The following is a 26,545-nucleotide window of genomic DNA, read 5'->3' as shown; positions in this document are numbered from 1 at the left end:
TCGGTCCCGATTCCCGTGCGGAACAGAAGAGCAGGTAACGGAGGCTGCGACAAGACTCGCTCACTCGTCCTCGTCACTGTGAGGATGCTGCCGGGCCCTCGACGGGATCAGTTCCACAGCGGATAGTCGACCACTTGCCCGAATCCGTCCGGCCGGTTGTGGGCGTAGAGGAGGCGTATCCGGGTGTAGTGCGACAGCTGCGGGTGCTTCTTCCAGGGCCCTGGGTGGTCGAGCCGTATGGTGACAGGGTAGGGATGGAATGTGCCCGCGGCGCAGTACGGCTTGCAGTCGTTCACCACGTTGATGCCCGTAGCCACCGCGGAGTTCGGGTCCCAGCGCGACCATTGGAGCGAGTAGAGACGGCTGTTGCCGTCACCGCAGGCGAGCAGGAAATCGGCGGGGCGTACCTGAGGGTGCCAGAAGCAGTCGACGATCACGGGCTGCCTGGGCTGCTGTTTCACGGCGTGCGCGGACAGCGGCGAGGCCGCGGGGGCCGCGGAGGCCGTTCCCATGACCGCTGCCAGCGATGCAGCGGCACAGAACCTGACCGCTGCCCTGACTGTGTGCCTTGGCATATGTGCTCCCAGCCGCAATCTCTTTGGACCCGCGGGCCCCCCGGGCCCCCGCGCCTGGCCTGTCGCCGACCCCCGCCCGCACCGCGGGCATGGACCGGCGCTGCCTTCCTCGGGCGGCGGTTGTCTCTTGTACTGACGCTACGACTTTGCCCGGGTATCCACCACTCGCACGGAGTAACGCGCGTCCGGAGCAGGGGTTGCGGTCCCTGCCGGGCGGCGTACCGACGGCGGCGCATCTCGCAACGCCTCCGCCCAGAACGGCGAGCCGACCTCCACCAAACGGTCCTGAAATTCCCTGCTGCCGCCTCACCCACCGACAACTCGGCTCATTGTGGGGGCCGTTGGCGTGCCGGGGCCCAGGGCGCTGCCTCGGTCCCCGGTCGCCCCGCGACGCCGGTTCTGACGCTGACCGCGATGGACGAGGACCTCGACCACGCGGAGGGCCTGGACAGCGGCGCCGACGACTACTTGGCCAAGCCGTTCCCCTGCCGCCGACGGCCTGGCCCAGACCCCGCCGCCCGCACCGCCGCCCGCACCGTCACCCGCGACGGCGTGCCGCTGGACCTGACCAGCCGTGAGATCGCGGTGCTGGAACATCTGATCCGCCACCAGGGCCGGGTGGTGTCCAAGTCCGAACTGCTCGAACGCTGCTGGGACGTGGCTTTCGACGGCGGCCCGGCGGTGGTCGAGGTCCATGTGCACCGGCTGCGCTCCGGACGAGACGGCGTGACCGGCAGAGGCAGGAAGAACGATCAGCTTCTCCAGCTCGGCCCGCCCGCTCGGTCAGTGCGCCGACAGTTTGTCCAGTTCGGCCGCGAACATCAGGGCGGGGTCGAAGCCCATCCCGGTGAAGTGGCCGGCGAGTTCCAGGGACAGGACGCCGTGCAGCCGGGTCCAGAAGGCCAGGGCCCGGTGGAGGACCTCGGGCGGCGCAGGGTGGCCGTCCGCCCATTGCCGATGGCCTTCGAGGTGAGCGTCGAACGGCGTCGCGGGGCTGTCCGGGGGCAGCGCGGCGCAGGCGTCGAGCAAGGTCGCCAGGATCTCGGACGCGATCCCGGTGACGTCGTCGGGCGCGTGATAGCCGGGGACCGGTGTGCCGTAGACGAGGAAGTACCGCTGGGGGTCGTCCATGGCCCATCCGCGCAGGGCATGCGCCAACGCGGCCACGTCGGCACCGGACTCGGAGGCCGCGCGGAAGGTGTCGGCAAGGCTTCGGTAGGCGTCCCTGATGAGCTCGGTGATCAGCTCGTCGCGGCTGGCGCAGTAGCGGTAGAGCGCGGGTCCGCTCATGCTCATCTGTTTGGCGATCGCGTTCAGGGAGAGCGCGGAGGCCCCCGCCGTGGCGATCTGTTCCCACGCGCGCTCCTTGATCTCTGCTCGTACCCGGGCGCGGTAGCGCTCGCGCGGGGTCTTCGCGCCGGGTTCCGCCATGGCCTGCCGCCTTTCCGCGCCGGGAGGGTACACCTTCAAGATTTAGTTAGAGAGTATCACGAAACCTCTTGACTCTCCCCTCTGTGGGGCGTTACAACTTCTAACGAACGCGAAAGCGAGTAACCCAAAGCGGAGCGCAGTGGAGGTCGTCATGAACGCCGAAGGACTTGTCGAGGTCGTCCTGCCGGGCAAGGTGGAGCCGGAAGGGCTGGAGATCCGGCACGGAGCCGTCCCCGCCGCGGGCCCCGGCCAGGTCGTGATCCGGATGGAGGCGACCGGAGTCTCCTTCGCGGAACAGCAGATGCGCCGCGGCCGGTACTACGACCAGCCGCCGTTCCCCTTCGTGCCCGGTTACGACCTGGTCGGCACCGTCCTCACGACGGGTGACGGTGTCGAGCCGGGCCTGGCCGGCACCCGGGTGGCCGCGCTGGTCAAGGTCGGCGGCTGGGCCAGCCACGTACTCGTCGACGCGGCGGACGCGGTGCCGGTGCCCGACGGGATCGGTGCGGCGGAGGCCGAGACCGTGGTGGTCAACGGCATCACCGCCTGGCAGATGCTGCACCGCAAGGCACGCATCCGCGCGGGGCAGACCATCCTGGTGCACGGCGCCAACGGCGGCGTCGGCTCGGTCCTGGTCCAACTCGCCCACGCCGCGGGCGTGAAGGTGATCGGCACGGCGTCCGCGCGCCACCACGACGCTCTGTGGGAACGGGGTGTCACTCCTGTCGACTACCGCACCGAGGACGTCGCCGTACGGGTCCGCGAACTGGCCCCCGCCGGGGTGGACGCCGTCTTCGACCACGTCGGCGGGCGCAGCGCGATCGACTCCTGGCACCTCCTCGCGCCCGGCGGCACGCTCGTCTCGTACGGCAGCGCCTCCACCCGGGACGACGAGGGGTCGAAGCAGTGGCCCGTGCTCAAGCTGCTCGGCCGGGTGTGGCTGTGGAACGCGCTGCCCAACCGCCGCCACGCCTACTTCTTCAACGTCTGGGCCGGGCGGGCCCTGTCCAAGAACCGCTTCCGGGCCCGGCTGCGCGCTGACCTCACCCAGGTCTTCGGGGCCCTCCAGCGCGGTGACGTCACCGCCCAGATCGCCGCCCAACTGCCGCTCACCCGCGTCGCCGACGCGCTGCGGCTGGCCGAATCCGGCACCGTCGCCGGAAAGGTCGTACTGAACCCGTAGTGCGTCCTTCCGCAGCCGCTGATCGCACGCGGCTCTTGCTCCCACCGTCTGAAACGACTGCCTGAAACGACTGCCTGAAACGCGAGGAACCACCATGACCGTCACCCACACCACTCCGACGCGCCACCGGGCGCGGCTGCTCATCCCCGCGGCGATCGCCGCCCTGGCCTGCACCGCCACGACCGCCGCCGCGGACACCTCACCGACCACCGCGGCCGAGCGGACGGTCACCGCCCAAGACGGCCGGGGGGCCGCGAAGAAGCCGAAGGCGATGCTGGACGCATGGCTCCGGCTCTGGAACGGTGATCTCGGCCAGGCGTCGGGCATCATCTCTCCCGACTTCCGGGTCCACGCCGCCCTCCTCGACGGCGGTGACGGCAGCTCCATCCGAGGCGCCGACGGCCTGGTGGCGTGGATCGGCCAGACACGCGCGGCGTTCCCGGACCTGCGCTTCGCCATCCAGGTCCCCCCTCTGGTCGACGGCCGCTACGCATCCGTGCGCTGGACGGCCACCGGCACCTACGCCGGCGGCTTCCCCGGCGCCAGAGCCGAACCCGGGACCGTGGTCACCTTCACCGGCACCGACACACTTCGCATGCGAGACGGCAAGTTCGCGGAGTACTGGCTCAACACCGACACCCTGCAATGGCTCACCCGGCTCCAGGCCCTCTGAACCAGAACCGCGACCGCGCTGTTCAGAAGACGCTGGCTCAGTCAGGAGGGGGCGGTCGGCGGGCAGTGGCTGGAACTCGTCCTATGGGCGGCGGCGGACATGGCGCCCGAGGCCGGACGGGGAGAGTCGCTGGAGCGGTCGGCGCGTGCGGCGCGGCTGCCCCGGGCGGAGCGGGACGGGACCGGGCGCACGGGCCGGTTCACGCGCGGGCGCAGTCGGGGCACAGTCCCCGGTAGGTCACCTCGGCCTCGGAGACGGTGAAGCCGAACCGCTCGGAGGCGGGCAGATCGGCCAGTGGGTCGCCGCCGGGGTGGACGTCCCGAATGGCGCCGCAGCCCGAGCACACCAGGTGCTGGTGGGGGCGGTGGGCGTTCGGGTCGTAGCGCTTGGCGCGGCCGTCGGTGGCCACCTCGATCACCTCGCCGAGCGAGACGAGTTCGCCGAGGGTGTTGTAGACGGTCGCGCGAGAGATCTCCGGCAGCCGGTCGGTGGCGCGCGCGAGCACCTCGTCCGCCGTGAGGTGAACGTGCTCGCCATCGAGTACCTCGGCGACCACCCGGCGCTGGGCGGTCATCCGCCAGCCACGTCCGCGAAGCCGTTCCAGCAGGTCACTCATGCCCACCAGCCTAACTGTGCATCGTCTGACGAATGAATCCGTACGGGTCTGGTTGTCGTATTGACTTGGACTGAGTCCATCGTAGGATCAGTTCCGGCGACAGCCAAGGGACAGGACAACAGCAGGGAAAGGCACGTGACGGTTCAGGAGACGGGTGCAGCTCGCCCACTTCAACCGCGAGCGCATCCCCGAGCACATCGTCCACGCGAGCGGTGCCGACGCCCGGACGGTGACCACCTCGAGGTCGAGGCGTTCGCCTCTGGAGTGCGCGATCGCGTACGCCAGGTCTCCCGTCGAGCCGCGTCCGAGGCATTCCACGCGCTCACCGCGCCCGACGATCACGGCTTCTCGACCGACGAGGCCGAGGTCGTCCACCGGGGGCTGTGCCCCGGTTGCTCCCACCGACTGTTCCACCGCCCTCAGTTCCTGAGCACCGTGATCCACCTAGTTCGGAAGGATTCCCATGTCCGAGAGCCATGACGCAATCGTCGGAGACGCGAAGACGGAGGGCGGGGGTGGCTGCCCCGTCGCGCACGGGCGTGCCCCGCACCCGACTCAAGGCGGCGGAAACCGCCAGTGGTGGCCGGAGCGGCTCAACCTGAAGATCCTTGCCAAGAACCCCGCCGTGGCGAACCCCCTCGGCGAGGAGTTCGACTACGCCGAGGCGTTCAAGACCCTCGACCTTCCGGCCGTGAAGCAGGACATCGCGGAGGTGCTGACGACCTCGCAGGACTGGTGGCCGGCCGACTTCGGCCACTACGGCCCCTTCATGATCCGGATGGCGTGGCACAGCGCGGGCACCTACCGGATCAGCGACGGCCGCGGCGGCGGCGGGGCCGGCCAGCAGCGCTTCGCCCCCCTCAACAGCTGGCCGGACAACGGCAACCTCGACAAGGCCCGCCGCCTGCTGTGGCCGGTCAAGAAGAAGTACGGCCAGAGCCTCTCGTGGGCCGACCTCATGATCCTCGCCGGCAACGTCGCCCTGGAGTCGATGGGCTTCGAGACCTTCGGCTTCGGCGGCGGTCGCGCGGACGTCTGGGAGCCCGACGAGGACGTGTACTGGGGTCCCGAGACCACCTGGCTCGACGACCAGCGCTACACCGGCGACCGCGACCTGGAGAACCCCCTCGGCGCGGTCCAGATGGGCCTCATCTACGTCAACCCGGAGGGCCCCAACGGCAACCCGGACCCGATCGCCGCGGCCCGCGACATCCGCGAGACGTTCCGCCGTATGGCGATGAACGACGAGGAGACCGTCGCCCTGATCGCGGGCGGCCACACCTTCGGCAAGACCCACGGCGCCGGCCCGGCGGACCACGTAGGACCCGAACCCGAGGCCGCCCCGATCGAGGACCAGGGCCTCGGCTGGAAGAGCACCTACGGCACCGGCAAGGGCGGCGACGCGATCACCAGTGGCCTCGAGGTCACCTGGACGAGCACGCCGACCCAGTGGAGCAACGGCTTCTTCGAGAACCTGTTCGGCTACGAGTGGGAGCTGACCACGAGCCCCGCCGGCGCCAACCAGTGGGTGGCGAAGGACGGTGCCGGTGCGGGCACCATCCCCGACGCCCACGACGCGTCGAAGACCAAGCCCCCGACGATGCTGACGACCGACCTCTCGCTCCGGTTCGACCCTGCCTACGAGCAGATCTCGCGGCGCTTCCTGGAGAACCCCGCCGAGTTCGCGGACGCCTTCGCCCGCGCGTGGTTCAAGCTGACCCACCGCGACATGGGCCCGATCGTGCGCTACCTCGGCCCGGAGGTCCCGACCGAGACGCTGCTGTGGCAGGACCCGCTCCCCGCGGTGACGCACGAGCTGGTCGACGCGGCCGACATCGCCTCCCTCAAGGAGCAGGTCCTCGCCTCGGGCCTGTCGGTGTCCCAGCTCGTGTCCGCCGCGTGGGCGTCGGCCTCCTCCTTCCGTGGCAGCGACAAGCGCGGCGGCGCCAACGGTGCGCGCGTGCGCCTGCAGCCGCAGAGCGGCTGGGAGGTCAACAACCCGGACGAGCTCGCCACGGTGCTGCGCACCCTGGAGGGCGTCCAGGAGTCCTTCAACGCCGCCCAGAGCGGCGGCAAGCAGCTCTCGCTCGCCGACCTGATCGTGCTCGCGGGTGCCGCGGGCGTCGAGAAGGCGGCCAAGGCCGCCGGCCTCGACGTCGAGGTCCCCTTCACGCCGGGCCGCGCGGACGCGACGCAGGAGCAGACGGACGTGGAGTCGTTCGCCGCCCTGGAGCCGACCGCCGACGGGTTCCGCAACTACCTCGGCAAGGGCAACCGGCTCCCGGCCGAGTACCTGCTGCTCGACAAGGCGAACCTGCTGAACCTGAGCGCGCCCGAGCTGACGGTCCTCGTCGGCGGCCTCCGCGTCCTCGGCGCGAACTACCAGGGTTCGTCGCTCGGCGTCCTCACCTCGACCCCCGGCCTGCTGACGAACGACTTCTTCGTCAACCTGCTCGAACTGGGCACGACGTGGACGGCGACGTCCGAGGACGCGACCACGTTCGAGGGCCGCGACGCCACGGGCAAGGTCAAGTGGACCGGCAGCCGTGCCGACCTCGTCTTCGGCTCGAACTCCGAGCTGCGTGCGCTCGCGGAGGTCTACGCGAGCGATGACGCGAAGGCGAAGTTCGTGAACGACTTCGTCGCGGCGTGGGACAAGGTCATGAACCTCGACCGGTTCGACCTCGTCTGATCATTCCGATCATGACGTCCAGTTCGGCCCACACCGGCCGACCTGGACGTCCTCGGTCCGAAGGATCTCCGCATCCCCGGAACGTGACGTCGGGCATCTCCCGTCGGGAGGGGTCGACCATGTCGACGCGCGAAGCCGCACGCGTGTGGCTTTGACCGGACCCTCGGCCGGGCCGACCCTCGGCCGAGGAACTCGCCGCCCGCTGTGCGACCGCGTCAGCTGTCGTAGTCCACGCTCAGTGCCTCGGAGACGGGGAAGGACTGGCAGGTGAGGACGTAACCCGCGTCGACCTCGGAGGGTTCGAGGGCGAAGTTGCGGCGCATGTGGGCCTTGCCGTCGGTGACCAGGGCCCGGCAGGTGCCGCACACGCCGCCCTTGCAGGCGAAGGGCAGGTCGGGCCGGGTCTTCTGGGCGCCGTCGAGGATGCTCCGATCGCGGGGCAGGGCGGAGGTCGTGGAGCGGCCGTCGAGTGTGATGGTGACCTCGCTGACCGGGCCCTCGGTGGTCGCGTCCTGGTGGTGCACCTCCCGTACGGGCTCGTCGTCGGCGTAGAACAGCTCCTGGTGGACCCGGTCGGCCGGCACGCCGAGCCCGGCCAGCACCTGCTGGGCGTCACGGACCATGCCGTGCGGGCCGCACAGCCACCAGTGGTCGGCGCCCGGCACGTCGACCAGCGAGTCGACGAGCGCGGACAGCCGTTCGGCGTCCAGTCGGCCGGAGAGCACCTCGGCCTCGCGCGGCTCGCGGGAGAGGACATGGGCGAGCTCGAACCGGGCCGGGTAGAGGTCCTTCAGGTCGGCCAGTTCGTCGGCGAACATCACGGTGTCGGTGCGCCGGTTGCCGTAGAAGAGGGTGACGGTCGAGCGGGAGTCCGCGGCCAGGACCGACTCGGCGATGGACACCATGGGGGTGATGCCGGAGCCCGCCGCGATCAGCACGTGGTGGCCGGGGGCGGTGAGGTCGGGCGTGAAGGCGCCGGTCGGGGCCATGACCTCGACCGTGTCACCGGGGCGCACCTCCTGCACGAGCCATGCGGAGAACAGCCCGCCCGGCACCACCCGCAGCCCGATGCGCGGCAGCGATCCGGCAGGGGAGCAGATGGAGTAAGAGCGGCGCTCGTCGCGGCCGTCGATCTCGCGCCGCAGGGTGAGCGACTGCCCGGGGGCGAAGGTGAACTCCTCGGCCAGCTCCGCGGGGATGTCGAAGCTGACCGCGGCCGCGTCCTCGCACAGGGGCTGCACGGCGGCGACCCGCAGGGAGTGGAAGGCCGGCCGGCGGCGGGTACGCGGGCGTACCGCCGGGGCGGGGGCGGCCGACTCCATCAGGTCGTCCATCAGATCTCCTTGACGTACTCGAACGGTTCCAGGCAGGTCCGGCAGCGCCAGAGCGCCTTGCAGGACGTGGCGGCGAAGCGGGACGTCTCCTCCGTGTCCGCCGAGCCGCAGCGCGGGCAGGGCACGGCGGTCCGCCGGGATGGGGGTCCCCCCGCGCGAGCGAAGCCGAGCGTGGGGGAGGTCAGTACGAGCGGCACCGGACCGGCCGTGTGACGAGGCGCGGCGCCGGGCGGGGCGATCCCGTGTTCGGCGAGCTTGCGGCGGCCCGCCGGGGTGATCCAGTCGCTGGTCCACGGCGGGTCGAGGACGGTACGGATCTCCACGCGCGCGTACCCGGCGGCCTTCAGCCGCGCGGCCACACCCGCACGCATCTCCGCCATCGCCGGACAGCCCGAGTAGGTCGGCGTCAGGCTCGCCACGACCGTGCCGTCGGGGTCGAGCGACACCTCGCGCAGCACGCCCAGGTCGGCCAGGGTCAGCATGGGCAGCTCGGGGTCCGGCACCTGCTCGGCGATGTGCCGAGCCCGCCGCGCGGCCGGCGTGTCCAGTGCGCTACTCCGTTCCGTCGTCACCATGTCGCCTCCGGGTGGGCGCGGGCCACGCTCTGCAACTCGGCGAGCAGCGGCGTGAGATGCTCGGTGTGGTGGCCGGCGCGGCCGGCGCCGGCCAGCGGACGCCATGCGGGCAGGGTCAGTCCCGCCGCCTCGGTGACCTGGCTCAGCACGGCGACGACCTCGTCACGTACGTCGTACGCCGTGAACAACTCGCCGAGGTACGGGGTGACTTGCTCCAGGGCCGCGCGCGTCCGGCGGTGAGACTCCGCCGTACCGTCGCCCAGCCGCACCACCCACTCGGCCGCGTACTGCCGGTGGTACGTCAGTTCCTTGACGCCCTTCGCGGCGATCGCCGCCAGGACGGGGTCGGGGGATGCCGTGAGCCGCTCGAAGTGCGCGAGCCGCCAGCTGGACAGCACCAGGAGCCGCACGACGGAGAACGCGAAGTCACCGTTCGGGAGTTCGGCCAGGCGTATGTTGCGGAAGTCGTCGGCGTCGCGGAAGTAGGCGTACGCGTCCTCGTCGCGGCCCGTGCCGTCGACCTGGCCGGCGCGCGCGTAGAGCAGGCGGGCCTGGCCGAGCAGGTCGAGGCCGATATTGGCGAGCGCCACCTCCTCCTCCAGCTCGGGGGCGCGGGTGGTCCACTCGGCCAGTCGCTGGGCGCAGACGAGCGCGTCGTCGGCGAGCGCGACGCAGGAGGCCGCCAGCTCTCCGTCGTCGATGCCGTCGGGGACGGTGGTGTCGATCCCGTACAGGGGGTCCTCGAAGCCGGTGCCGTAGGCCCAGCGGGTGTCGTCCTCGTGTCCCTCGGCGAGGGTCAGGTAGACGTGGTCGTCACTCATGCCCTGCTCCTCAGATGTGCGGGACGTCGTCGGGGATGTCGTAGAAGGTCGGGTGGCGGTAGACCTTGTCGGCGCTCGGCGCGAAGAACGGGTCCTTCTCGTCGCGGGTGGAGGCGGCGATGTGCTGCGAGCGCACCACCCAGATGCTGACGCCCTCGTTGCGCCGGGTGTACAGGTCGCGGGCGTGGGTCAGGGCCATCGCGTCGTCGGCGGCGTGCAGCGAGCCGACGTGTACGTGGTTCAGTCCGCGCTTGCTCCGTACGAACACCTCGTACAGCGGCCAGCCGTCCTTCTTGCCGTCGGTGTCGCTCATGCCGCCGTTTCCTTCCGGGCTCGCTCGCTCTGCTTGGTCGCGTGGGCGGTGGCCGCCTCACGGACCCAGGCGCCCTCCTCGTGGGCCGTCCGCCGCCGGGAGATCCGCTCGGCGTTGCACGGTCCGTCGCCCTTGATGACCCGCATCAGCTCGTCCCAGTCCGGGGTGCCGAAGTCGTGGTGTCCGCGCTCCTCGTTCCAGCGCAGCTCGGGGTCGGGCAGGGTGACGCCGAGCTTCCCGGCCTGCGGGATGGTCATGTCCACGAAGCGCTGGCGCAGTTCGTCGTTGCTGTGCCGCTTGATCTTCCAGGCCATGGACCGGGCCGAGTTGGGCGAGTTGTCGTCGGGCGGGCCGAACATCATCAGCGACGGCCACCACCAGCGGTCCACCGCGTCCTGGACCATCGTGCGCTGGGCATCGGTGCCGCGCATCATCGTCAGCAGCAGCTCGTACCCCTGGCGCTGGTGGAACGATTCCTCCTTGCAGATCCGCACCATGGCGCGCGCGTACGGTCCGTACGAACTCCTGCACAGCGGCACCTGGTTGCAGATCGCCGCGCCGTCGACGAACCAGCCGATCACGCCGACGTCGGCGAAGCTCAGGGTGGGGTAGTTGAAGATCGACGAGTACTTCTGGCGGCCCTCGATCAGCCGCTCGGTGAGGTCGGCGCGGTCGGCGCCGAGGGTCTCGGCCGCCGAGTACAGGTACAACCCGTGCCCGGCCTCGTCCTGGACCTTGGCGAACAGGATGGCTTTGCGGCGAAGCGACGGCGCGCGGGTGATCCACTCGCCTTCCGGCTGCATGCCGATGATCTCCGAGTGCGCGTGCTGCGCGATCTGCCGGATCAGCGTCTTGCGGTAGCCGTCCGGCATCCAGTCGCGCGGCTCGACCCGCTGGTCACGCGCGACGGTCGCGTCGAAGTGCTCCTGGAGCTGCTCCTCGGCCGCCGGCTCGACGCCGTCGGCGCCCGCGGCGGCGGAGTGTGTCGTGGTCATCGATACCAGCTTCCCTACCGACCATTCGTTCGGTTCCAGTGTGACGGTTTTCTTCCGGCCGGGCAAGACTTTCGTCCGGCCGGGCGGGACCCGGGACCAGGGCGCGGCCGGGACCGCTCAGGGCCAGGCGCGGAAACCCTGTCCCGTCTTGCGCCCCGGCTCGCCGCGCGCGACCTTGTCACGCAGCAGCCGCGGCGGCGGCGCGAAGCGCTCCCCGAGCGTGGCGTGCAGGTGGTCGGCGATGGCGAGGCGTATGTCGAGTCCGGCCAGGTCCGTCAGGCGCAGCGGCCCGAGCTGCACACCGAAGGCAGCTTCACCGGCCTTCGCCGCGTCCTCGCCGTACACCGACTTGCTGGGCGACTCCGGGTGCGGGGTCCGGTGGCCGCGGCTCGCGGTGGCGGCCACCGCCTGCTCCAGTAGGGCCTGGTGGCGGGCGAAGAAGTCCGGCCGCTCGGAGAGGTTCTGGGGCATGCGTTCCATCTCTTGACAGGCAGTGGTGATGCTGGATTACTTGGCCGTGCCGCACGCTAACCGAATGTTCGGTTGGGACACGAGATTGTGAAAAAAGTGACGCAGGCCACGGATGCGAGATCGGCGGGGGCGACGCCCGCCGAGGCGATGTTCGCCGCGGACGGGGCATCCCGGGCGCTGGGCATCGACATCCTTGAGCATGGCGAAGGGACCGCCACGCTTCGGATGACCGTGACGCCGGCGATGGTCGACGGACACGAGATCGCCCACGGCGGCTGTCTGTTCCTGCTCGCCGACACCGCCTTCGCCTGCGCCTGCAACAGCCATGGCCCCGTGACCGTCGCGGCCGGAGCCGACATCGACTTCGTCGCCTCGGCGTACGAGGGCGATGTGCTGGTGGCCACGGCCCGGGAGTGCACCCGGTTCGGCCGCAGCGGCATCTGCGACGTGAGCGTTCTGCGTGGCGACGAGGTGATCGCGGAGTTCCGCGGGCGCAGCCGCAGCGTCCGAAGCACGACGACGAAGGAGTCGCGATGAGCACCCCAGCGACGGCCGGCGGGGCCACGGGACCCCGCCTGGGTCAGCCGCTTCCCCAGGAGCTGCTGGACGAGGGCGAGCGCCTCACCCGCGAGCAGCTGAGGGAGCTTCAGCTGGACCGCCTGCGGGCGACGTTGCGGCACGCGTACGACAACGTGGAGCTGTACCGCAAGAAGTTCGACGAGGCCGGGGTCGAGCCGGACGACTGCCGTTCGCTGGAGGACCTGTCCCGGTTCCCCTTCACCACCAAGGCGGACCTGCGGGAGACGTACCCCTTCGGCATGTTCGCCGTCCCGATGGCGGACGTTCGGCGCATCCATGCCTCCAGCGGCACCACGGGCCGCCCCACGGTCGTCGGGTACACCGAGAACGACCTCTCCATGTGGGCCGACATGGTCGCCCGCTCGATCCGCGCGGCCGGTGGCCGCGCGGGTCACAAGGCGCACATCTCCTACGGGTACGGTCTGTTCACCGGTGGCCTGGGCGCGCACTACGGCGCCGAGCGCGCCGGCTGCACGGTGATACCGGCCTCCGGAGGTATGACGGCCCGCCAGGTGCAGATCATCCAGGACTTCCAGCCCGAGATCATCATGGTCACCCCGTCCTACATGCTCACCCTGCTCGACGAGTTCGAGAGGCAGGGTGTCGACCCGCGTACGACCTCCCTTCAGGTGGGCATCTTCGGGGCCGAGCCGTGGACCGAGGCGATGCGCCGCGAGATCGAGGAGCGCATGGACATCCACGCGGTCGACATATACGGCCTGTCCGAGGTGATCGGCCCGGGGGTCGCCCAGGAGTGCGTCGAAACCAAGGATGGGCTGCACGTATGGGAGGACCACTTCTACCCCGAGGTGGTCGATCCGTTCACGGACGCCGTGCTGGCCGAGGGCGAGGAGGGCGAAGTGGTCTTCACGTCCCTCACCAAGGAGGCCCTGCCGATCATCCGCTACCGGACCCGCGACCTGTCCCGGCTGCTGCCCGGCACCGCCCGGCCCGCGTTCCGCCGCATCGAGAAGATCACCGGTCGCACCGACGACATGATCATCCTGCGTGGTGTGAACGTCTTCCCCAGCCAGATCGAGGAGATCGTGCTGACGACGCCCGGCGTCGCGCCGCACTTCCAGGTGCAGCTCACCCGGCGTGGCCGGATGGACCACATGACTGTCCGCGTCGAGGCACGCCCCGGGGCCGGGACCGAGCATCGGGAGGCTGCCGCGAAGGCGATCGCCCAGGGCGTCAAGGACGGGGTGGGTGTCACCGTCGAGGTGGCGATCGTCGACCCCGAGACCCTGGAGCGCTCCCTGGGCAAGCTCCGCCGGGTGAAGGATCTCCGTCAGTGGTGACCGGCTGTCAGTAGTAACTGACTGTCAGTAGTGACCGCGACTCCCTGTCGGAGGTCGCCCGCCGCACTCTTCGGTGAGGGCGGTTACGACGGCACGGGCTGCACGTCGTGCGGCGCAGCGGCGAAGTCCTCGCCGCCGAGCTGCCGTAGGCGCCCTGGCCGTCGTCCGCGGTCGACGGTCATCCGGGCCGAGGGCATGAGGTCGATGCCGCGGTCGAGGACGCCTTGCGCGAGCACGCGGGCGGCCTTCGTGTCGGCCGACAAGGGGCCCGCGGCCGAGCCGAAGTCGCCGACGGCGTTCTCGACGGCTCTCCTCGCTGTTCCGGCGCGGAGGGATGGATGACGAGCTTTCCGGTCAGCCGCCGTGACCCGTGTCGGCACGTCAGGGGCGAGCCGCGTGGAGGTGCCGGACGAGGAGCTGCAGGATTGATGAATTGCAAAGTTCTGCAATTGCCTACATGATGGATGCATGGTCGCCCCCTCCGCGAAGGGGCGCGGCCCCCGGGTGCCGTCGACGACGAGGAGGAGACAGGGCGATGCCGGTTCCGCTGTACCAGGCGAAGGCGGAGTTTTTCCGGATGCTGGGGCATCCGGTCCGCATCCGTGTGCTGGAGTTGCTGCAGGACGGCCCGAAGGCCGTGCGCGACCTGCTCACCGAGATCGAAGTCGAGCCCGCGGCGCTCTCCCAGCAGCTGGCGGTCCTGCGCCGCTCGGGGATCGTGAGCTCCACTCGGGACGGCTCCACCGTCATCTACCAGCTGGCCGGCGGGGACGTGGCCGATCTGATGCGGGCCGCCCGGCGGATCCTGACCGAGATGCTCGCGGGGCAGAACGAGCTGCTGGCCGAGCTGCGGGAAGCCGAGGTCTCGGCTCAGTGAGTTCGTTCTTGGCGCGGGGCGTTGCCCGGGTGCGCTCCCTGCTGCCTTCCCACGCCGACCTGGCCGAGATGGGCCGCAACCCGCGCCGTGACCTGCTGTCCGGGCTGACCGTTGCGATCGTCGCGCTGCCGCTCGCACTCGGCTTCGGCGTCTCCTCCGGACTGGGCGCTGAGGCGGGCCTGGCCACCGCCGTGGTTGCGGGCGCCCTGGCCGCTGTCTTCGGTGGCTCCAACCTCCAGGTCTCCGGTCCGACCGGGGCGATGACCGTCGTCCTGGTGCCGATCGTCGCCCAGTACGGCACCGGCGGCGTATTGACCGTGGGCCTGATCGCCGGACTGATGCTGGTCGCCCTGGCAGTTGCGCGGGCCGGCCGCTACATGGCCTACATCCCCGCATCCGTGGTGGAGGGTTTCACCCTCGGCATCGCGTGTGTGATCGGTTTGCAGCAGATCCCCCATGCGCTTGGCGTGGCCAAGCCGGAGGGCGACAAGGTCCTCGTGGTGGCCTGGCACGCCTTTGAGGCGTTCGCGAAGGCGCCGAACTGGACCGCCGTGGCACTCGCGGCCGCGGTGGCGCTCACGATGCTGGCGGGGGCCCGCTGGCGGCCCACCATCCCGTTCTCGATCGTCGCGGTCGTCGCCGCCACGATCGTCGCGCAGGTCTTCCAACTGGACGCGGCCGCCCCGATCGGCACCCTGCCGGCGGGGTTGCCCGCCCCCTCCCTGCGCTTCGTCGAGGTGTCCTCGCTCGGCTCCCTGCTCGCCCCGGCAGTCGCGGTGGCGGCGCTCGCCGCGCTGGAGTCGCTGCTGTCCGCGCAAGTCGCCGACGGCATGACGGTCGGGCAGAAGCACGATCCGGACAAGGAGTTGTTCGGGCAGGGCCTTGCGAACATCGCCGCCCCGCTGTTCGGCGGTGTCCCCGCGACCGGAGCCATAGCCCGCACCGCGGTCAACGTCCGCACCGGCGCCTCCTCCCGGCTTGCCGCCCTGGCCCACGCGGGCGTGCTGGCGGTGATCGTGTTCGCCGCTGCCCCGCTCGTCTCCAAGATCCCACTCGCGGCGCTGGCCGGGGTGCTGATCGCCACCGCGGTCCGCATGGTGGAGGTCGGCTCCCTACGGGCGATGGCGAAGGCCACCCGCGCGGACGCCGTGGTCCTGATCCTGACCGCGGCGGCAACCCTCGCCCTGGACCTGGTCTATGCGGTCATCATCGGTCTCGCCGTCGCCGGCGCCCTCGCCCTGCGGGCGGTGGCCCGCCAGGCCCGCATGGACCAGGTCGACTTCCGCCCCGATCTGCCCGGCGAGCACAGCGATGAGGAACACGCCCTGCTGGCCGAGCACATCGTCGCCTACCGCATCGACGGCCCGCTGTTCTTCGCCGGCGCCCACCGCTTCCTGCTGGAGCTGTCCGAGGTCGCCGACGTACGGGTGGTGATCTTGCGGATGTCCCGGGTCACCACGATGGACGCCACCGGCGCCCTCGTCCTCAAGGACGCGGTCGAAAGGCTCAACCGGCGAGGCATCGCGGTGATGGCCACCGGCATCCGCCCCGGACAGCGCCAGGCGCTGGACTCCGTCGGCGCGCTCGACCTGCTGCGCTACGAGGGCCGGGAGTACGCCACCACCCCAGAGGCCATCGCCGGAGCCCGCGAGTACCTCGAACACGCCGGGCTCCTGGGCCCGCGCCACACCCGGAAGGCAACACGATGACCGTCCCCGCCGACCATCTCATGACCGAGGTGTCCGGGACCGAGGCGCTGTGGCTCCTGGAAGGCACCACTTGCGGCCGGGTGGCGTACCTGCAGCGTGAGGCCCCGGTCATCCGCCCCGCCGTCCATGTCCTGCAGTACGGGCGCCTGGTCGTCCGCACTCCCGTCCAGGCCGCCGCCCTGAACGGGCGCGGCCTGCTGACCTACCACGCCGATGAGATCCGCATGCCCTCCGGCAACGGCTGGAGCGTGTCCGCGACCGGACCGGCCGAGATGATCACCGACCCGGACGAGGCCGCCCACTACCGGCGCACCCTGCCCGGCTGGGCCCACGGACCACACGACACCCTGTTGCGGGTGAACCCCCGGACGGTGGCCGGCTTCCGCCTCGGCACCGGACAGGCGCGCTGATGGCCGCCCGCCTGGAGACGCTGCCGCTGCGGCACGTGCTGACCGTGCCCACCATGGGCTCGGCCGTACGCATCGCCCGCGAGACCACCGAACAGATCCTGATGGAGTGGGGCATCTCCCCCCGTCACCCCAGCGTGGACCCGGCCCTGCTGATCCTCTCGGAACTGGTCACCAACAGCGTTCGCCACGCCGCTTCACTCTCCCCGAACGTGACCGTCATCTACGCGGCCGGCCAGGACACGTTCGCCTTCGCCGTCCACGACCGCCACCCCTACCAGCCGCCCCTGTACGCGGCGGTCACCGGCACTGGCGGTACCGGCCTGGGCACCGTCGTCGAGCTCACTCTCGCCCTGGGCGGCACCGCGGTCGTCCGTGGTGACGCCGACGGCCGTGGCAAGAGCATCTGGATCACCCTTCCCCTGTAGAAGCCGAGTCACTGATGACCATCGAGTGGCGCTGTACCGGTTGCGACCGGCTGGTTGCGGGCCCGCGGCAGCGGGCCGGCGGTGGTGCAGCGACCAGTGGCCCGACGAGCGGACCGCGCCGCCCTCACGCCTGATGTAAGAGCACAGGAACCATCGAGATCAGCAACCGATCAGCAAGGAAAGACCATGACCGACATTGTGGTGAAGGACAGCAACGGCATCGTCCTGGAGGACGGCGACTCCGTCACCCTGACCAAGGACCTGAAGGTCAAAGGCACCTCCGAGACCCTCAAGCGCGGCACCCTCGTCAAGAACATCCGACTCACCTCCCGGCCCGGTGAGATCGAGTGCAACACCAAGAAGGTCAAGGGTCTGGTCCTCAAGACCGAGTTCCTGAAGAAGGCCTGACCCGGCGCGGTCCGTGCCGCGCAACCAGCGGCCCCGCCTCCGACGAGGACGGGGCCGCCCGCATTTCCGTCCGGACGCGAGCTACGGCACGACCACGTCGTGCAGAGCACCAGCGCGTCGGTACGGCAGGGATGACGCTCCTGTTGCGCCGGCATCGGCACGCGGCCGACGGAGCCGAGCGCCAGAGCTACGTTCATCGGCTCGCGTCCGCGCAGTGGCGAGGAGCCGCGCGCCTTGCCTGCGCCGTGCGCTCGGCGCACGCTGGTGTCATGGGTGGTCACGACGGCCCTACGCTCATTACGTCCGTGCGGCGGGCCTTCCGCTTGCTGGAGGCGGTGAGCGCGCACGAGAACGGCGTGCCGGCGAAGCAGCTGGCACGTGAGACGGGCCTGCCTCTGGCCACCGCCTATCACCTGCTGCGGACGATGGTCCACGACGGATACGTACGGAAGCTGGACGACGGCGGGTTCGTCCTGGGCGACAAGCTGCAGACGCTGCACACCACGGGCCGCGGGCAGGCGCTGCTCAGCCGTGTCCGTCCCACGCTCGCGGCGCTGCGGGACGAGTTCGCGGTCGCCGCCTACCTCACTTTCTACGAGGAGGGCGAGATCCGGGTCGCCGAGATCGTCGACGGCCCGCAGGCGCCCCGTGCTGATCTCTGGGTGGGATTCGAGGACGCGGGGCACGCCACCGCGCTGGGCAAGTGCGTGCTGCGAGAGCTGGACGACGACTCCCGCAAGGACTACCTCTCCCGGCACTCCCTCGCCGACCTCACACCACGGACGATCACCAGCCCTCCGGAACTGCTCCGGCGCATCGATTCCTCACCCGTGGCGCCGGCCGTGACGGACCTGGAGGAGTACGCCCTCGGCACGGTCTGCGTCGCTGTGCCCGTCTTCAGCGGGGACACGCTCGGCGCACTCGGCGTCTCACTGCCGGCGAACCGGCGTTCGCGACTTGAGGAGATCCGGGCGCGGCTGATTCCGACCGCCAGTCGTGTGACCAGGGGCCTTTCGCTCACTATCTGAAAATCCTGTTCTTGTGGTACCCGAGCAGAACCCGTTTCCTGGATGAAACGGACATTTCTGGAGTGCGGCCGGCGCACAGGTGAGGACTGCGGACGAAATATGAGTCGGGCCCGAGACCATGGTGGCGACCACTGGGCGATGCGGCCGTTCAGGGACCGAATGGCCCGTTCCGGGGCGTCGGCCCCGAGGGGCGCCGCGGCACGGTTGACCGCCTGTACGCCCGTACTGCCCGTGCTGATCGTCTTCACCATCGTGTTCGTCGTCCACCTCTTGGGCGGAGCAGGGACGATCTGGCTGCCGCTGCTCGCGGCCGGGCCCGCGCTGGCCGCGACCACCAGCGGGCCGCGCGGAGTCCTCGGTGTCGGTCTCCTCGCCGCGGTGCTGGGGGTGACGCTCGGAACCCGGGACGCTGTTCCGGGCTGCGAGCTGTCGGCCGTGCTGTCCACGCTCATTGCCGTCACTCTGGCGAGTGGCCTGGCCAGCGCGCTGCGGTGTCGTGAACGGGTGCTCGCGGCCGTCCGCTCGGTCGCCGAGGCCGCCCAGCATGCGCTGCTCAAGCCTGTACCGGTGACTGTCGGCCCGTTTCAGGTGGCTGTCCGTCACAGCGTCGCGGCGGCGGAGGCCCGTATCGGTGGGGATCTCTACGCACTCGTACCGACGATCGAGGGGAAAAAGCCGTCAGCGTGCCCTGCCGGACCGGGCCTGACCGGCCGGGCCGCGATTCTCATGCTGCGCGTCACGGATTCTCGGGAGCGAGCCGTGCATTCTCATGTCGTGCATTCTCATGCTGCGACGAGATCGGCCCACCGGGTGATCCCGCCGGAGTGGACACGCAGGCCGTGCCGAGCCGCCAGTGCGTGGACGATCTGCTCGCCCCGGCCGTGCTCGTCCGGGTCGATTCCCGCGGGCGACTGGCCGGCTGGAAGCGCAGGTCCCGCGTCGGTGACTTCGACGCGCAGGGTACTGAGCCCGTCGCCCCGTACCCAGGACAGCCGCAGCTCCGCCGGGGGCAGGGCGTGGACGATCGCGTTGGTGAGCAGCTCCGACACCACCAGGAGTGTGTCCTCGACGATCTCGGGGGACACACTCCAGTCGGCGAGGAGTACCCCCACACGTCGGCGTACGGCCGAGACGGCCCCGGCGACGTGCGGCAGCGGACCGACGTGTTCGACCGCCTCCCGCACCATCGTATTGAGCTGTACCGTCATCTGTTCTCCTCCGGTGAGGCTGCCGGCCGGTAGCCGGGCCTCAGCGCGCGTTGCCGGGCCTCAGTGAACGGTAGGAAGCGAAGCGAGGCCGGTCAATGAACGCAGGTCGCCATTACCGAACGCGAAACGCTCATCCCGGTGGTAACCGACGGCCTGCACGTGAAGCGAACCCTCCGTGGCGGTACTAGGCTCGCCTCATGGCCGGCCCAGTCCAGTCGATCGAACGGGCGGCGGCGATCTTGCGTCTGCTCGCCGGTGGCCCCCGTCGACTCGGGCTCGGCGAGGTGGCGGCCTCGCTCGGGCTGGCGAAGGGCACTGCCCACGGCATTCTGCGCACCCTCCAGCATGTGGATTTCGTGGAGCAGGACACGGCGACGGGTAAATACCAGCTCGGGGCTGCCCTGCTGCACCTCGGCACCAGCTACCTCGACGTCAATGAGCTGCGGTCGCGCTCCATCAACTGGGCCGATGCCCTGGCCGCCCGTAGTGGGGAAGCGGTCCGCCTGGGCACCCCCTTGGAGGGCGAGGTTCTCGTCATCCACCACGTGTTCCGGCCGGACGACACCTTCCAGACCCTGGACGTGGGTTCGCTGCTGCCGCTGCACGCCTCCTCGCTCGGCAAGGTTCTGCTGGCCTTCGGGACCGCGCCCCTCGAGCCGGTCCTGGAAGCCGGGCTGGAGGCATACACCCGGCACACCCTGGTCGTCCCGGAGCAACTGACCCGGGCGCTTGCCGAGATCCGGGAACTCGGATGGGCCGCCGAGATCCAGGAAATGAGCATGGGCGAAGCAGGCGTCGCCTCGTCGATCCGAGGGCGCGGCGGCCTCGTGGTGGGCGCCATCGGCCTCTCCGGCCCGGTCGAGAGGATCTGCGACAGCCAAGGTCGTCCCCGGCCGAACCTGATCACCCTGCTCCGCGAGGCTGCACGGGCGATCTCCAGAGACCTGGGAGCGGCTCGCTCGTAAATCCCCGCCTCCTCGGCACATCGGAAGGCAGACCCGATCATGGTTGAACGGTATGTGATGTCCATCGATCAGGGCACCAACTCCACCCGATGCATTCTGTTCGACCACCATGGGCGGCTGGTGTCGGTCGCCCAGCGGGAGCATCAGCAGCACTTCCCCAGGCCCGGCTGGGTCGAGCACGACGCCGTCGAGATCTGGCGCAATCTGCAGCGCATCGTGCCCGAGGCTCTGCCCGATGCCGGTGTCGGCGCGGGAGTGGTCGCCGCCATCGGTATCGCCAACCAGCGGGAGACGACGGTGCTCTGGGACCGGCGGACGGGTGCCCCGCTGGGCAGGGCGATCGTCTGGCAGGACACCCGCACAGCACCGCTCGTCGAGGACCTGAGAAACCGACCCGGAGATGAATTCTTCCTCGAGCGGTGCGGCCTGCCCCCCTCGACCTACTTCTCGGCGCCGCGGATCCGCTGGCTGCTCGACCATGTAAAGGGACTGGATCAGCGCGCCAAGGACGGCGAGGTGCTGTTCGGCACGATGGAGAGCTGGCTGATCTGGAACCTCACCGGGGGCACGGACGGCGGCCTGCACATCACCGACGCCACCAACGCCAGCCGCACCATGCTGATGAACATCCGTTCGCTCACCTGGGACGAGGAGCTTCTGGCGTTCTTCGGGGTTCCCCGCCCCATGCTGCCCGAGATCCGGTCTTCGGCCGAGGGCTACGGCGAGGCCCGCTCGGTGCTCCCGGGCGTCCGCATCACGGCCGCCCTCGGTGACCAGCAGGCCGCCCTGTTCGGCCAGACCTGTTTCTCCCCGGGTGAGGCGAAGTGCACGTACGGAACTGGCAGCTTCCTGCTGCTCAACACCGGTACCGATGTCGTGCGGTCCCGGCACGGACTCCTCACGACCGTCGCCTACAAGATCGGGGACCAGCCCACGGTCTACGCCCTGGAAGGTTCGATAGCCGTCACAGGCTCGCTGGTCCAGTGGTTCCGTGACCGTCTGGGACTGATCAGCAGCGCGCCGGAGATCGAGACACTCGCGCTGACGGTCGAGGACAACGGCGGTTGCTACATCGTCCCCGCGTTCTCTGGTCTGTTCGCACCCCGCTGGCGCAGCGACGCACGCGGTGTCATCGTCGGCCTCACCTCGTACATCACCAAGGGACACCTGGCCCGAGCCGTCCTGGAGGCCACCGGCTGGCAGACGCGAGAGGTCGTCGACGCCATGAACGCCGACTTCTCGGTCGCCCTGAAGGAGCTCAAGGTGGACGGTGGCATGACAGCGGACAACCTGCTCATGCAGTTCGTGGCTGACGTGCTCGACGTGCCTGTGGTGCGGCCCATGGTCGCCGAGACGGTTTCCCTCGGCGCCGCCTACGCCGCAGGCCTCGCCGCCGGCTACTGGCCGGACCTGGAAGTCCTGCGCCGCAACTGGCACCGGGCCGCCCAATGGCTGCCGGCCATGGACCCCAAGGGGCGGGAGTCGGAATACGACAACTGGCAGCGAGCCGTCGAGCGGTCGCTGGGGTGGATCAAACCGCCAGGCCACTGATTCCGCAGGAGCGGGCGAGGCCGCGGGGCGGCGGAATCCAGAACACGCCTGATGAGACGCGATGGGGCCGACGCCGATGGGTGATCCGTCGGCGCGCCTGACGTGCGTGGCCCGGCGTCGCGCTGTCGTTGGTGTGCGGCGTCCCGGAGTTCGGTTTCCTGACCTGCGACAGCGAAATGGGATGTCTAGTCCCGGGACTCGGCATGAGGGCCGGTCAGCCGCCTCAGCAGCGCCGGGGCGTCAGCGAGTGTCTCCTCGGCGGCGGTCGGCGGCCTGGACCGAGGTGCCCGACGGGCGTGGATAGTGATCAGGGCAAGGAGCGCGGGCGCTGCGGCGGCTGAGATCAGGCCGCCGAGGATCAGGCTGCAGCGGGCACCGAGGGTGTCGGAGACAAGGCCGACCAGGGGGGCGCCGAGAGGCGTTCCGCCGAGGAGGACGAGGAAGTAGACGGACATGACGCGGCCTCGTAGAGGGGGGTCGGCGTTGAGCTGGGTGAGGGCGTTGGCGGTGGTCGTCACGGTTGCCGCGGCCAGGCCGGTGGGAATGAGCAGGGCCAGAAAGGTGACGTAGCCGGGCTGGAGCCCGACGGCGGCTTCCAGGACCCCGAAGGTGACTGCCGAGACGGTCAGGCGCCGTGCGGTGGGCGGCTGTCGGCGAGTGGCGCCCCGCAAGGCGCCGATCAGGCCGCCCGCGGCGTACGCGGCTGACAGGTAGCCGAAGGTGGCGGGGCCGGTGTGGAAGACGGTGACGGATACCAGGGCGATGGTGACTTGGAAGTTGAGTCCGAAGGTGCCGACGAAACCGATGACGGCGATGGGCAGGAGCAGCTCTGGAGTGCCTAAGACATGGCGGAGGGCGTCGGCCAACCGGGTGTCGCTGGGCCGGAGTTCGCGAGGGGTGTGGGGTTCCTCGGTGCGGATGGTGAGAAGCCCGTACAGGACGGCCAGGTACGAGGCGGTGTTGGCCAGAAAGACCGGGCCGGGTCCCGCGCCCGCGACGGCCAGGCCGGCGAGGGCCGGGCCGATGATGCGGGCGAGGTTGAACTGGGCGGCGTTCAGACTGACGGCCCCCGGGATGCGGTCCCGTTCGACGAGTTCGCAGAGGTAGGCACTGCGGGCGGGTTGGTCCAGGGCGGTGGTGGTGCCCAGGGCGACGGCCAGTGCGCACAGGGAGGGGAAGGTGATCGTGCCGACGAGGGTCAGCAGGCCCAGGAACAGCGACTGTATGGCCATGGCGGTCTGGGTGATGAGCAGGAGCCGTCGTTTGGGGAAGCGGTCTGCGATGACGCCGCCGGACAGGCCGAACAGGGTCTGGGGAAGGAACTGCAGGGCGGTCAGCAGGCCGACCGCGCTGCCGCTGTTGGCGGTGAGATGCAGGGCGAGCAGGTCCTGGGCGGCGCGCTGCATCCAGGTGCCGGTGTTGGAGATCAGCTGCCCGATCAGGTAGCGGCGGAGGTTACGGGCTCCGAGTGCGGCCGGTGCCGTGTTCGCGATCGTAGGGCCGTGGGCGCTCATCGCACGCCGGCGGGGGCCGGTGCCTCGTCCAGGTGGTGGAATGCCGGAGCGGGGTGCATGAGGAAGTCGTGGTGGGAGATGTTCCAGGCGTAGGCGCCTGCCATGGCGAACGCGATCCGGTCGCCGGAGCGCAGTTGCCGTACGGGGACGCGGCGGGCGAGCACGTCCTTGGGTGTGCACAGCTGACCGACCAGGGTCACTGGCTCCCGCCGCGCTTCGGGGCGCGGCCAAGGACGGCGCCAGGTATCCACGGGGACGATCTTGAAGGGCTGGTCGTGCTGTTTGGCGGCGGGGGTGCGCAGATGGTGGGTGCCGCCGCGCAGCACGGCGAACGCCTCGCCGTGGCTGCGCTTCACATCCAGGACCTCGGTGACGTACCAGCCGCAGTAGGCGGTGACCGAGCGACCGGGCTCGATCCGCGCTGTCAGGCCCTGGTACCGGGCCAGCAGCCGGTGGAGTCCGGCGCCGAAGGCCGCCCAGTCGAAGAGTTGGTCAGGGTGGGCGTAGTCGACCCCCATTCCGCCGCCGATGTTGACCTCCGTCAGGTTGATGTGGCGGGCTTCGGCCCAGCCGCGAGCCCACCTCAGGACGTCTTCGGCCAGGTCGAGGTGGCCGGGGGCCTGGATGCCGCTCGCGAGGTGAACGTGCAGGCCGCGCAGCCTCAGGCGCCGGTCGCCGGCGATGACGGCCAGACAGCCGTCGAGCTGGGCCGGTTCCAGTCCGAAGGGCCCGGGGCGACCACCCATGGCCAGAGCCACTGGCCCGGGGGTCAGCGGCAGGTTGACGCGCAGCAGGATGTCGATGGTGCGGTCGCCCAGCACGGTCGTCAGCACGCGCAGTTCGTGTTCGCTCTCGACGTGCAGTCGGAACACGCCTGCGTCGGCGGCCTGAGCGAGTTCGGCGGGTGTCTTGCCGGGGCCGCCGAAGGCGATCGGCATCTCCGGGAACAGGTCCCGCACGTAGGTCAGTTCGCCGCCGGAGGCGACCTCGAAGCCGTCGACGTGGTCGGCGAGTACGCGCAGCAGCCGGGGGTCGGAGTTGGCCTTGACCGCGTACAGCATTTCGACCTGCCTGGGCAGTGCGGCACGGATGGTACGGACGTGCTCGCGCAGGCCGCCCAGGTCGTAGATGTAGGCGGGCAGGTCGGCGATGGCCAGTTCGCTGATGCGGTCCAGCACTTCGGGGTTCACTGGAGCACCTCGCGCGGGAAGTCTTCACCCAGCGGGCTGGGCAGCGGGACGTAAGTGGCGTGACGGTCGGCCTGGCGGGACCAGCGCAGCATCAAGTTGGCCTTGGCGGGCAGCGGTACGCCGGACAGCAGGGCGCGCAGCCGCGGCGGGTCGCCGAGGCTGCGGGAGCAGGCGGCGAGGTGGTCGCGGACCAGGCCCCACAGTGCGGGCTCCAGCCCGCAGTCCGTGTCGGCCAGGGCGGCGAGCATCTCGGCGGTGTGATTGACCAGCAGGCAGTATGCGACCCGGTTCCAGCCGCGCGCGGCGTCGTACGTGAGCGGGCCCCTCACGTCCTCGGGGAGTGCGGCGAGTGCCTCGCCGTGCTGTCCGGCGAGGAGCTTGGTGCCTTCCAGGTCGCGGAAGAACAGCTGCACCGGGGTACCGTCCTGGCGCACCCCGACGACGACGTTCTGCAGGTGCGGCTCCAGGACGACGCCATACTCGAAATACGCCGTCAGCACCGGCGGCAGCAGCAGCCCCAGATAGGCGTCCCACCACGCCAGTGCGTTCCCGGCCCCACGCGCGAGCAGATGTGAGACCTGGGCCGGACTGGTGGGGTGTTCGTCCGCCACCGCCGCGCACAGCAGCGGCGTCACCCCGGGCCGCAGGTGTGGGCGCAGACCGGACCGTACGATGACGCCGAACCCCTCCAGAAGGGCCGTGTCGCCGCCGATGTCCAGGGTGCGGTAGCCCGGTTCGGCCAGCAGCGCACAGTTCGGGAACCGGTCGGTGAGGCGGGAGGAAACCGGCTGGAGAAGGTGGTTGAGGGCGACGGCGCCGGACAGTTCGTAGGCGGCGTTCTTGCGGACGCAGTTGGTGATCCGGACGTTCAGGCTGAACTTGAGGAACAGGTCGGCGTCCGGCTGGTAGAGCGTGCGCACCGACGCCGTCGGCGCGAAGTCGGGTCCAGCGACTCCGGTGTCGGTGATGGTCCCGGTGGCGATCGCCTCGCGCAGCTCGCGGTGGTCGCGCAGCAGCTCGTACTGCCAGGGGTGCACCGGCAGTGTCACGAAACCCGGGCCGGCGGGTGGCAGCAGCGGCTCCAGCGCGCTCAGGTCACCCTCCTCCCGGACGAGCTCACGGCGCACCGCCAGGTGACGCAGGGGGAAACGGGTGCCGGTCTCAGGCCCGTACGTCAGTCAGCCGTCGGGGCCTCCGCTGCGGGCTTTGGGGGCGGGGTGGAAGCGGTGGCCGAAGATCAGGGACTGCTCCGAGTCCAGGTAGCTCGGTACCGTAGGCCGGTTGTCGGCGCGGCCCTCCAGGATGGTGCGGATGGTCTCGTGGCTGTCGGTGACCTGGGGCAGGAACTCCTCGTTGGTGACGCCGGAGCGCAGCTCCAGCTCGTCCTGGACGTACCCTGCCAGCTCTTGCCAGCCGACGGTGGCCCAGTCGGCGCCGTCTTGGCGCTCGACGAGGCCGGTGAAGCGATGGGCTCCGATGAGGGAGACGCGGCGCAGGGCGACACGCAGCAGGAGATCGCGGCGGGGCAGGCGCAGCAGCAGGTGGTCGCGGTCGGCGGTGACCTGGTGCTCGGGCGCGGAGACCTCGCGGATGAGGCAGTTGAGCAGGGTATGGGTGGTGACCGCGTCGGCTGTCACTGCGGGACTGCTCGTCAGTGTGGGGGTGGTCATGGGGGGCGGCTCCGTCGGGTTCGTACGGGGG

General features: G+C 70.3%; 26 protein-coding genes and 4 pseudogenes. 16 read left to right on the top strand and 14 right to left on the bottom strand.

Annotated elements, in window-relative coordinates:
* Positions 1-107: 107 nt before the first annotated feature.
* On the bottom strand, positions 108-575 hold the full coding sequence (locus tag OG747_RS01980) for a hypothetical protein (RefSeq protein WP_405877176.1): 468 nt from the start codon (positions 573-575) through the stop codon (positions 108-110).
* On the opposite strand from OG747_RS01980, the pseudogene OG747_RS01975 reads away from it, so the two are divergent.
* Positions 576-1,277: pseudogene (locus OG747_RS01975) on the top strand (response regulator transcription factor); the annotation flags it as partial. It lies immediately after the preceding gene.
* An 81-nt stretch (positions 1,278-1,358) separates the two neighbouring features.
* Here the strand turns inward: OG747_RS01975 and OG747_RS01970 are convergent.
* Complete coding sequence (locus OG747_RS01970; protein ID WP_405877174.1) at positions 1,359-2,006, bottom strand: TetR/AcrR family transcriptional regulator; 648 nt, start codon at positions 2,004-2,006, stop codon at positions 1,359-1,361.
* 151 nt (positions 2,007-2,157) lie between these two features.
* On the opposite strand from OG747_RS01970, the gene OG747_RS01965 reads away from it, so the two are divergent.
* Together OG747_RS01965 and OG747_RS01960 are read left to right on the top strand one after the other, a co-directional pair.
* On the top strand, positions 2,158-3,189 hold the full coding sequence (locus OG747_RS01965; RefSeq protein WP_405877172.1) for a medium chain dehydrogenase/reductase family protein: 1,032 nt from the start codon (positions 2,158-2,160) through the stop codon (positions 3,187-3,189).
* 94 nt (positions 3,190-3,283) lie between these two features.
* On the top strand, positions 3,284-3,862 hold the full coding sequence (locus OG747_RS01960) for an ester cyclase (RefSeq protein WP_405877170.1): 579 nt from the start codon (positions 3,284-3,286) through the stop codon (positions 3,860-3,862).
* Positions 3,863-4,061: 199 nt separating this feature from the next.
* Here the strand turns inward: OG747_RS01960 and OG747_RS01955 are convergent, their stop codons facing one another.
* The gene (locus OG747_RS01955; protein WP_405877168.1) at positions 4,062-4,478 is read right to left on the bottom strand and encodes a Fur family transcriptional regulator; all 417 of its coding nucleotides are present in this window, start codon (positions 4,476-4,478) and stop codon (positions 4,062-4,064) included.
* 157 nt (positions 4,479-4,635) lie between these two features.
* Here OG747_RS01955 and OG747_RS01950 point away from each other — a divergent pair.
* Positions 4,636-4,728: pseudogene (locus tag OG747_RS01950) on the top strand (catalase); the annotation flags it as partial.
* Positions 4,729-4,941: 213 nt separating this feature from the next.
* Entirely contained in the window at positions 4,942-7,170 is a 2,229-nt protein-coding gene (gene katG / locus OG747_RS01945; protein ID WP_405877166.1) for a catalase/peroxidase HPI, read from the top strand.
* A gap of 215 nt (positions 7,171-7,385) precedes the next feature.
* Here the strand turns inward: katG and paaE are convergent, their stop codons facing one another.
* The 6 genes from paaE to OG747_RS01915 all read right to left on the bottom strand — a co-directional run bounded on the left by paaE (position 7,386) and on the right by OG747_RS01915 (position 11,679).
* Positions 7,386-8,504, bottom strand: coding sequence for a 1,2-phenylacetyl-CoA epoxidase subunit PaaE (gene paaE, locus OG747_RS01940; protein WP_405877164.1), 1,119 nt, complete (start codon positions 8,502-8,504; stop codon positions 7,386-7,388).
* Positions 8,504-9,079: a 1,2-phenylacetyl-CoA epoxidase subunit PaaD gene (gene paaD / locus OG747_RS01935; RefSeq protein ID WP_405877162.1), complete on the bottom strand. Its 576-nt coding sequence runs from the start codon at positions 9,077-9,079 to the stop codon at positions 8,504-8,506. The genes paaE and paaD overlap by 1 nt, the downstream gene beginning before the upstream one ends.
* Positions 9,073-9,900 carry a 1,2-phenylacetyl-CoA epoxidase subunit PaaC gene (gene paaC / locus OG747_RS01930; protein ID WP_405877160.1) on the bottom strand — a complete coding sequence of 276 codons (828 nt, stop codon included), beginning with the start codon at positions 9,898-9,900 and terminating at the stop codon, positions 9,073-9,075. Before paaC ends, paaD begins: the two co-directional genes overlap by 7 nt.
* Positions 9,901-9,910: 10 nt before the next feature.
* Positions 9,911-10,213, bottom strand: a complete 303-nt coding sequence (gene paaB / locus OG747_RS01925; RefSeq protein WP_405877158.1) for a 1,2-phenylacetyl-CoA epoxidase subunit PaaB — start codon at positions 10,211-10,213, stop codon at positions 9,911-9,913.
* Positions 10,210-11,208 carry a 1,2-phenylacetyl-CoA epoxidase subunit PaaA gene (gene paaA / locus OG747_RS01920; RefSeq protein WP_405877156.1) on the bottom strand — a complete coding sequence of 333 codons (999 nt, stop codon included), beginning with the start codon at positions 11,206-11,208 and terminating at the stop codon, positions 10,210-10,212. Before paaA ends, paaB begins: the two co-directional genes overlap by 4 nt.
* A gap of 117 nt (positions 11,209-11,325) precedes the next feature.
* Positions 11,326-11,679, bottom strand: a complete 354-nt coding sequence (locus OG747_RS01915; protein WP_405877154.1) for a 3-hydroxyacyl-CoA dehydrogenase family protein — start codon at positions 11,677-11,679, stop codon at positions 11,326-11,328.
* Positions 11,680-11,826: 147 nt separating this feature from the next.
* Between OG747_RS01915 and paaI the strand changes: the two genes are divergently transcribed.
* Both paaI and paaK read left to right on the top strand, forming a co-directional pair.
* Positions 11,827-12,216 carry a hydroxyphenylacetyl-CoA thioesterase PaaI gene (gene paaI, locus OG747_RS01910; protein ID WP_405885413.1) on the top strand — a complete coding sequence of 130 codons (390 nt, stop codon included), beginning with the start codon at positions 11,827-11,829 and terminating at the stop codon, positions 12,214-12,216.
* Positions 12,213-13,559, top strand: a complete 1,347-nt coding sequence (paaK, locus tag OG747_RS01905) for a phenylacetate--CoA ligase PaaK (protein ID WP_405877152.1) — start codon at positions 12,213-12,215, stop codon at positions 13,557-13,559. The genes paaI and paaK overlap by 4 nt, the downstream gene beginning before the upstream one ends.
* An 83-nt stretch (positions 13,560-13,642) precedes the next feature.
* Here the strand turns inward: paaK and OG747_RS01900 are convergent, their stop codons facing one another.
* A complete protein-coding gene (locus tag OG747_RS01900; RefSeq protein ID WP_405877150.1) occupies positions 13,643-13,822 on the bottom strand; it encodes a hypothetical protein in 180 nt (59 codons plus the stop codon).
* 272 nt (positions 13,823-14,094) lie between these two features.
* Between OG747_RS01900 and OG747_RS01895 the strand changes: the two genes are divergently transcribed.
* The 7 genes and pseudogenes from OG747_RS01895 to OG747_RS01865 all read left to right on the top strand — a co-directional run.
* Positions 14,095-14,436: an ArsR/SmtB family transcription factor gene (locus OG747_RS01895; protein WP_405877148.1), complete on the top strand. Its 342-nt coding sequence runs from the start codon at positions 14,095-14,097 to the stop codon at positions 14,434-14,436.
* 68 nt (positions 14,437-14,504) lie between these two features.
* A complete protein-coding gene (locus tag OG747_RS01890; protein ID WP_405885412.1) occupies positions 14,505-16,145 on the top strand; it encodes a SulP family inorganic anion transporter in 1,641 nt (546 codons plus the stop codon).
* Positions 16,142-16,555 carry a pyridoxamine 5'-phosphate oxidase family protein gene (locus OG747_RS01885; protein WP_405877146.1) on the top strand — a complete coding sequence of 138 codons (414 nt, stop codon included), beginning with the start codon at positions 16,142-16,144 and terminating at the stop codon, positions 16,553-16,555. The genes OG747_RS01890 and OG747_RS01885 overlap by 4 nt, the downstream gene beginning before the upstream one ends.
* Entirely contained in the window at positions 16,555-16,980 is a 426-nt protein-coding gene (locus OG747_RS01880; RefSeq protein WP_405877144.1) for an ATP-binding protein, read from the top strand. Before OG747_RS01885 ends, OG747_RS01880 begins: the two co-directional genes overlap by 1 nt.
* Positions 16,981-17,166: 186 nt before the next feature.
* The gene (locus tag OG747_RS01875; RefSeq protein WP_405877142.1) at positions 17,167-17,388 is read left to right on the top strand and encodes an alkylphosphonate utilization protein; all 222 of its coding nucleotides are present in this window, start codon (positions 17,167-17,169) and stop codon (positions 17,386-17,388) included.
* A 269-nt stretch (positions 17,389-17,657) separates the two neighbouring features.
* Entirely contained in the window at positions 17,658-18,416 is a 759-nt protein-coding gene (locus OG747_RS01870) for an IclR family transcriptional regulator (protein ID WP_405877140.1), read from the top strand.
* Between the two features lie 99 nt (positions 18,417-18,515).
* Positions 18,516-19,085 (top strand): annotated as a pseudogene (locus OG747_RS01865) (serine/threonine-protein phosphatase); the annotation flags it as partial.
* Positions 19,086-19,198: 113 nt separating this feature from the next.
* Here the strand turns inward: OG747_RS01865 and OG747_RS01860 are convergent.
* Positions 19,199-19,624, bottom strand: coding sequence for an ATP-binding protein (locus OG747_RS01860; RefSeq protein WP_405877138.1), 426 nt, complete (start codon positions 19,622-19,624; stop codon positions 19,199-19,201).
* A gap of 197 nt (positions 19,625-19,821) precedes the next feature.
* Between OG747_RS01860 and OG747_RS01855 the strand changes: the two genes are divergently transcribed.
* Both OG747_RS01855 and glpK read left to right on the top strand, forming a co-directional pair.
* Positions 19,822-20,589 carry an IclR family transcriptional regulator gene (locus OG747_RS01855; protein ID WP_405877136.1) on the top strand — a complete coding sequence of 256 codons (768 nt, stop codon included), beginning with the start codon at positions 19,822-19,824 and terminating at the stop codon, positions 20,587-20,589.
* A gap of 39 nt (positions 20,590-20,628) precedes the next feature.
* Positions 20,629-22,140, top strand: coding sequence for a glycerol kinase GlpK (gene glpK / locus OG747_RS01850; RefSeq protein ID WP_405877134.1), 1,512 nt, complete (start codon positions 20,629-20,631; stop codon positions 22,138-22,140).
* A 185-nt stretch (positions 22,141-22,325) separates the two neighbouring features.
* Here glpK and OG747_RS01845 read toward each other — a convergent pair whose 3' ends face one another.
* From OG747_RS01845 to OG747_RS01835, 3 genes and pseudogenes are all read right to left on the bottom strand, one after another.
* Entirely contained in the window at positions 22,326-23,654 is a 1,329-nt protein-coding gene (locus OG747_RS01845; protein WP_405877132.1) for an MFS transporter, read from the bottom strand.
* On the bottom strand, positions 23,651-24,844 hold the full coding sequence (locus tag OG747_RS01840; protein WP_405877130.1) for a type III PLP-dependent enzyme: 1,194 nt from the start codon (positions 24,842-24,844) through the stop codon (positions 23,651-23,653). Before OG747_RS01840 ends, OG747_RS01845 begins: the two co-directional genes overlap by 4 nt.
* A pseudogene (locus tag OG747_RS01835) lies at positions 24,841-26,514 on the bottom strand (IucA/IucC family protein). The gene OG747_RS01840 and the pseudogene OG747_RS01835 overlap by 4 nt, the downstream one beginning before the upstream one ends.
* Between the last annotated feature and the right edge of the window lie 31 nt (positions 26,515-26,545).

The sequence above is a fragment of the Streptomyces sp. NBC_01384 genome, assembly GCF_045040035.1.
In the GTDB taxonomy this organism is placed as follows: domain Bacteria; phylum Actinomycetota; class Actinomycetes; order Streptomycetales; family Streptomycetaceae; genus Streptomyces.
Note: the sequence above shows the minus strand (reverse complement) of the source record. Positions and strands in the feature narration are given on the sequence as shown.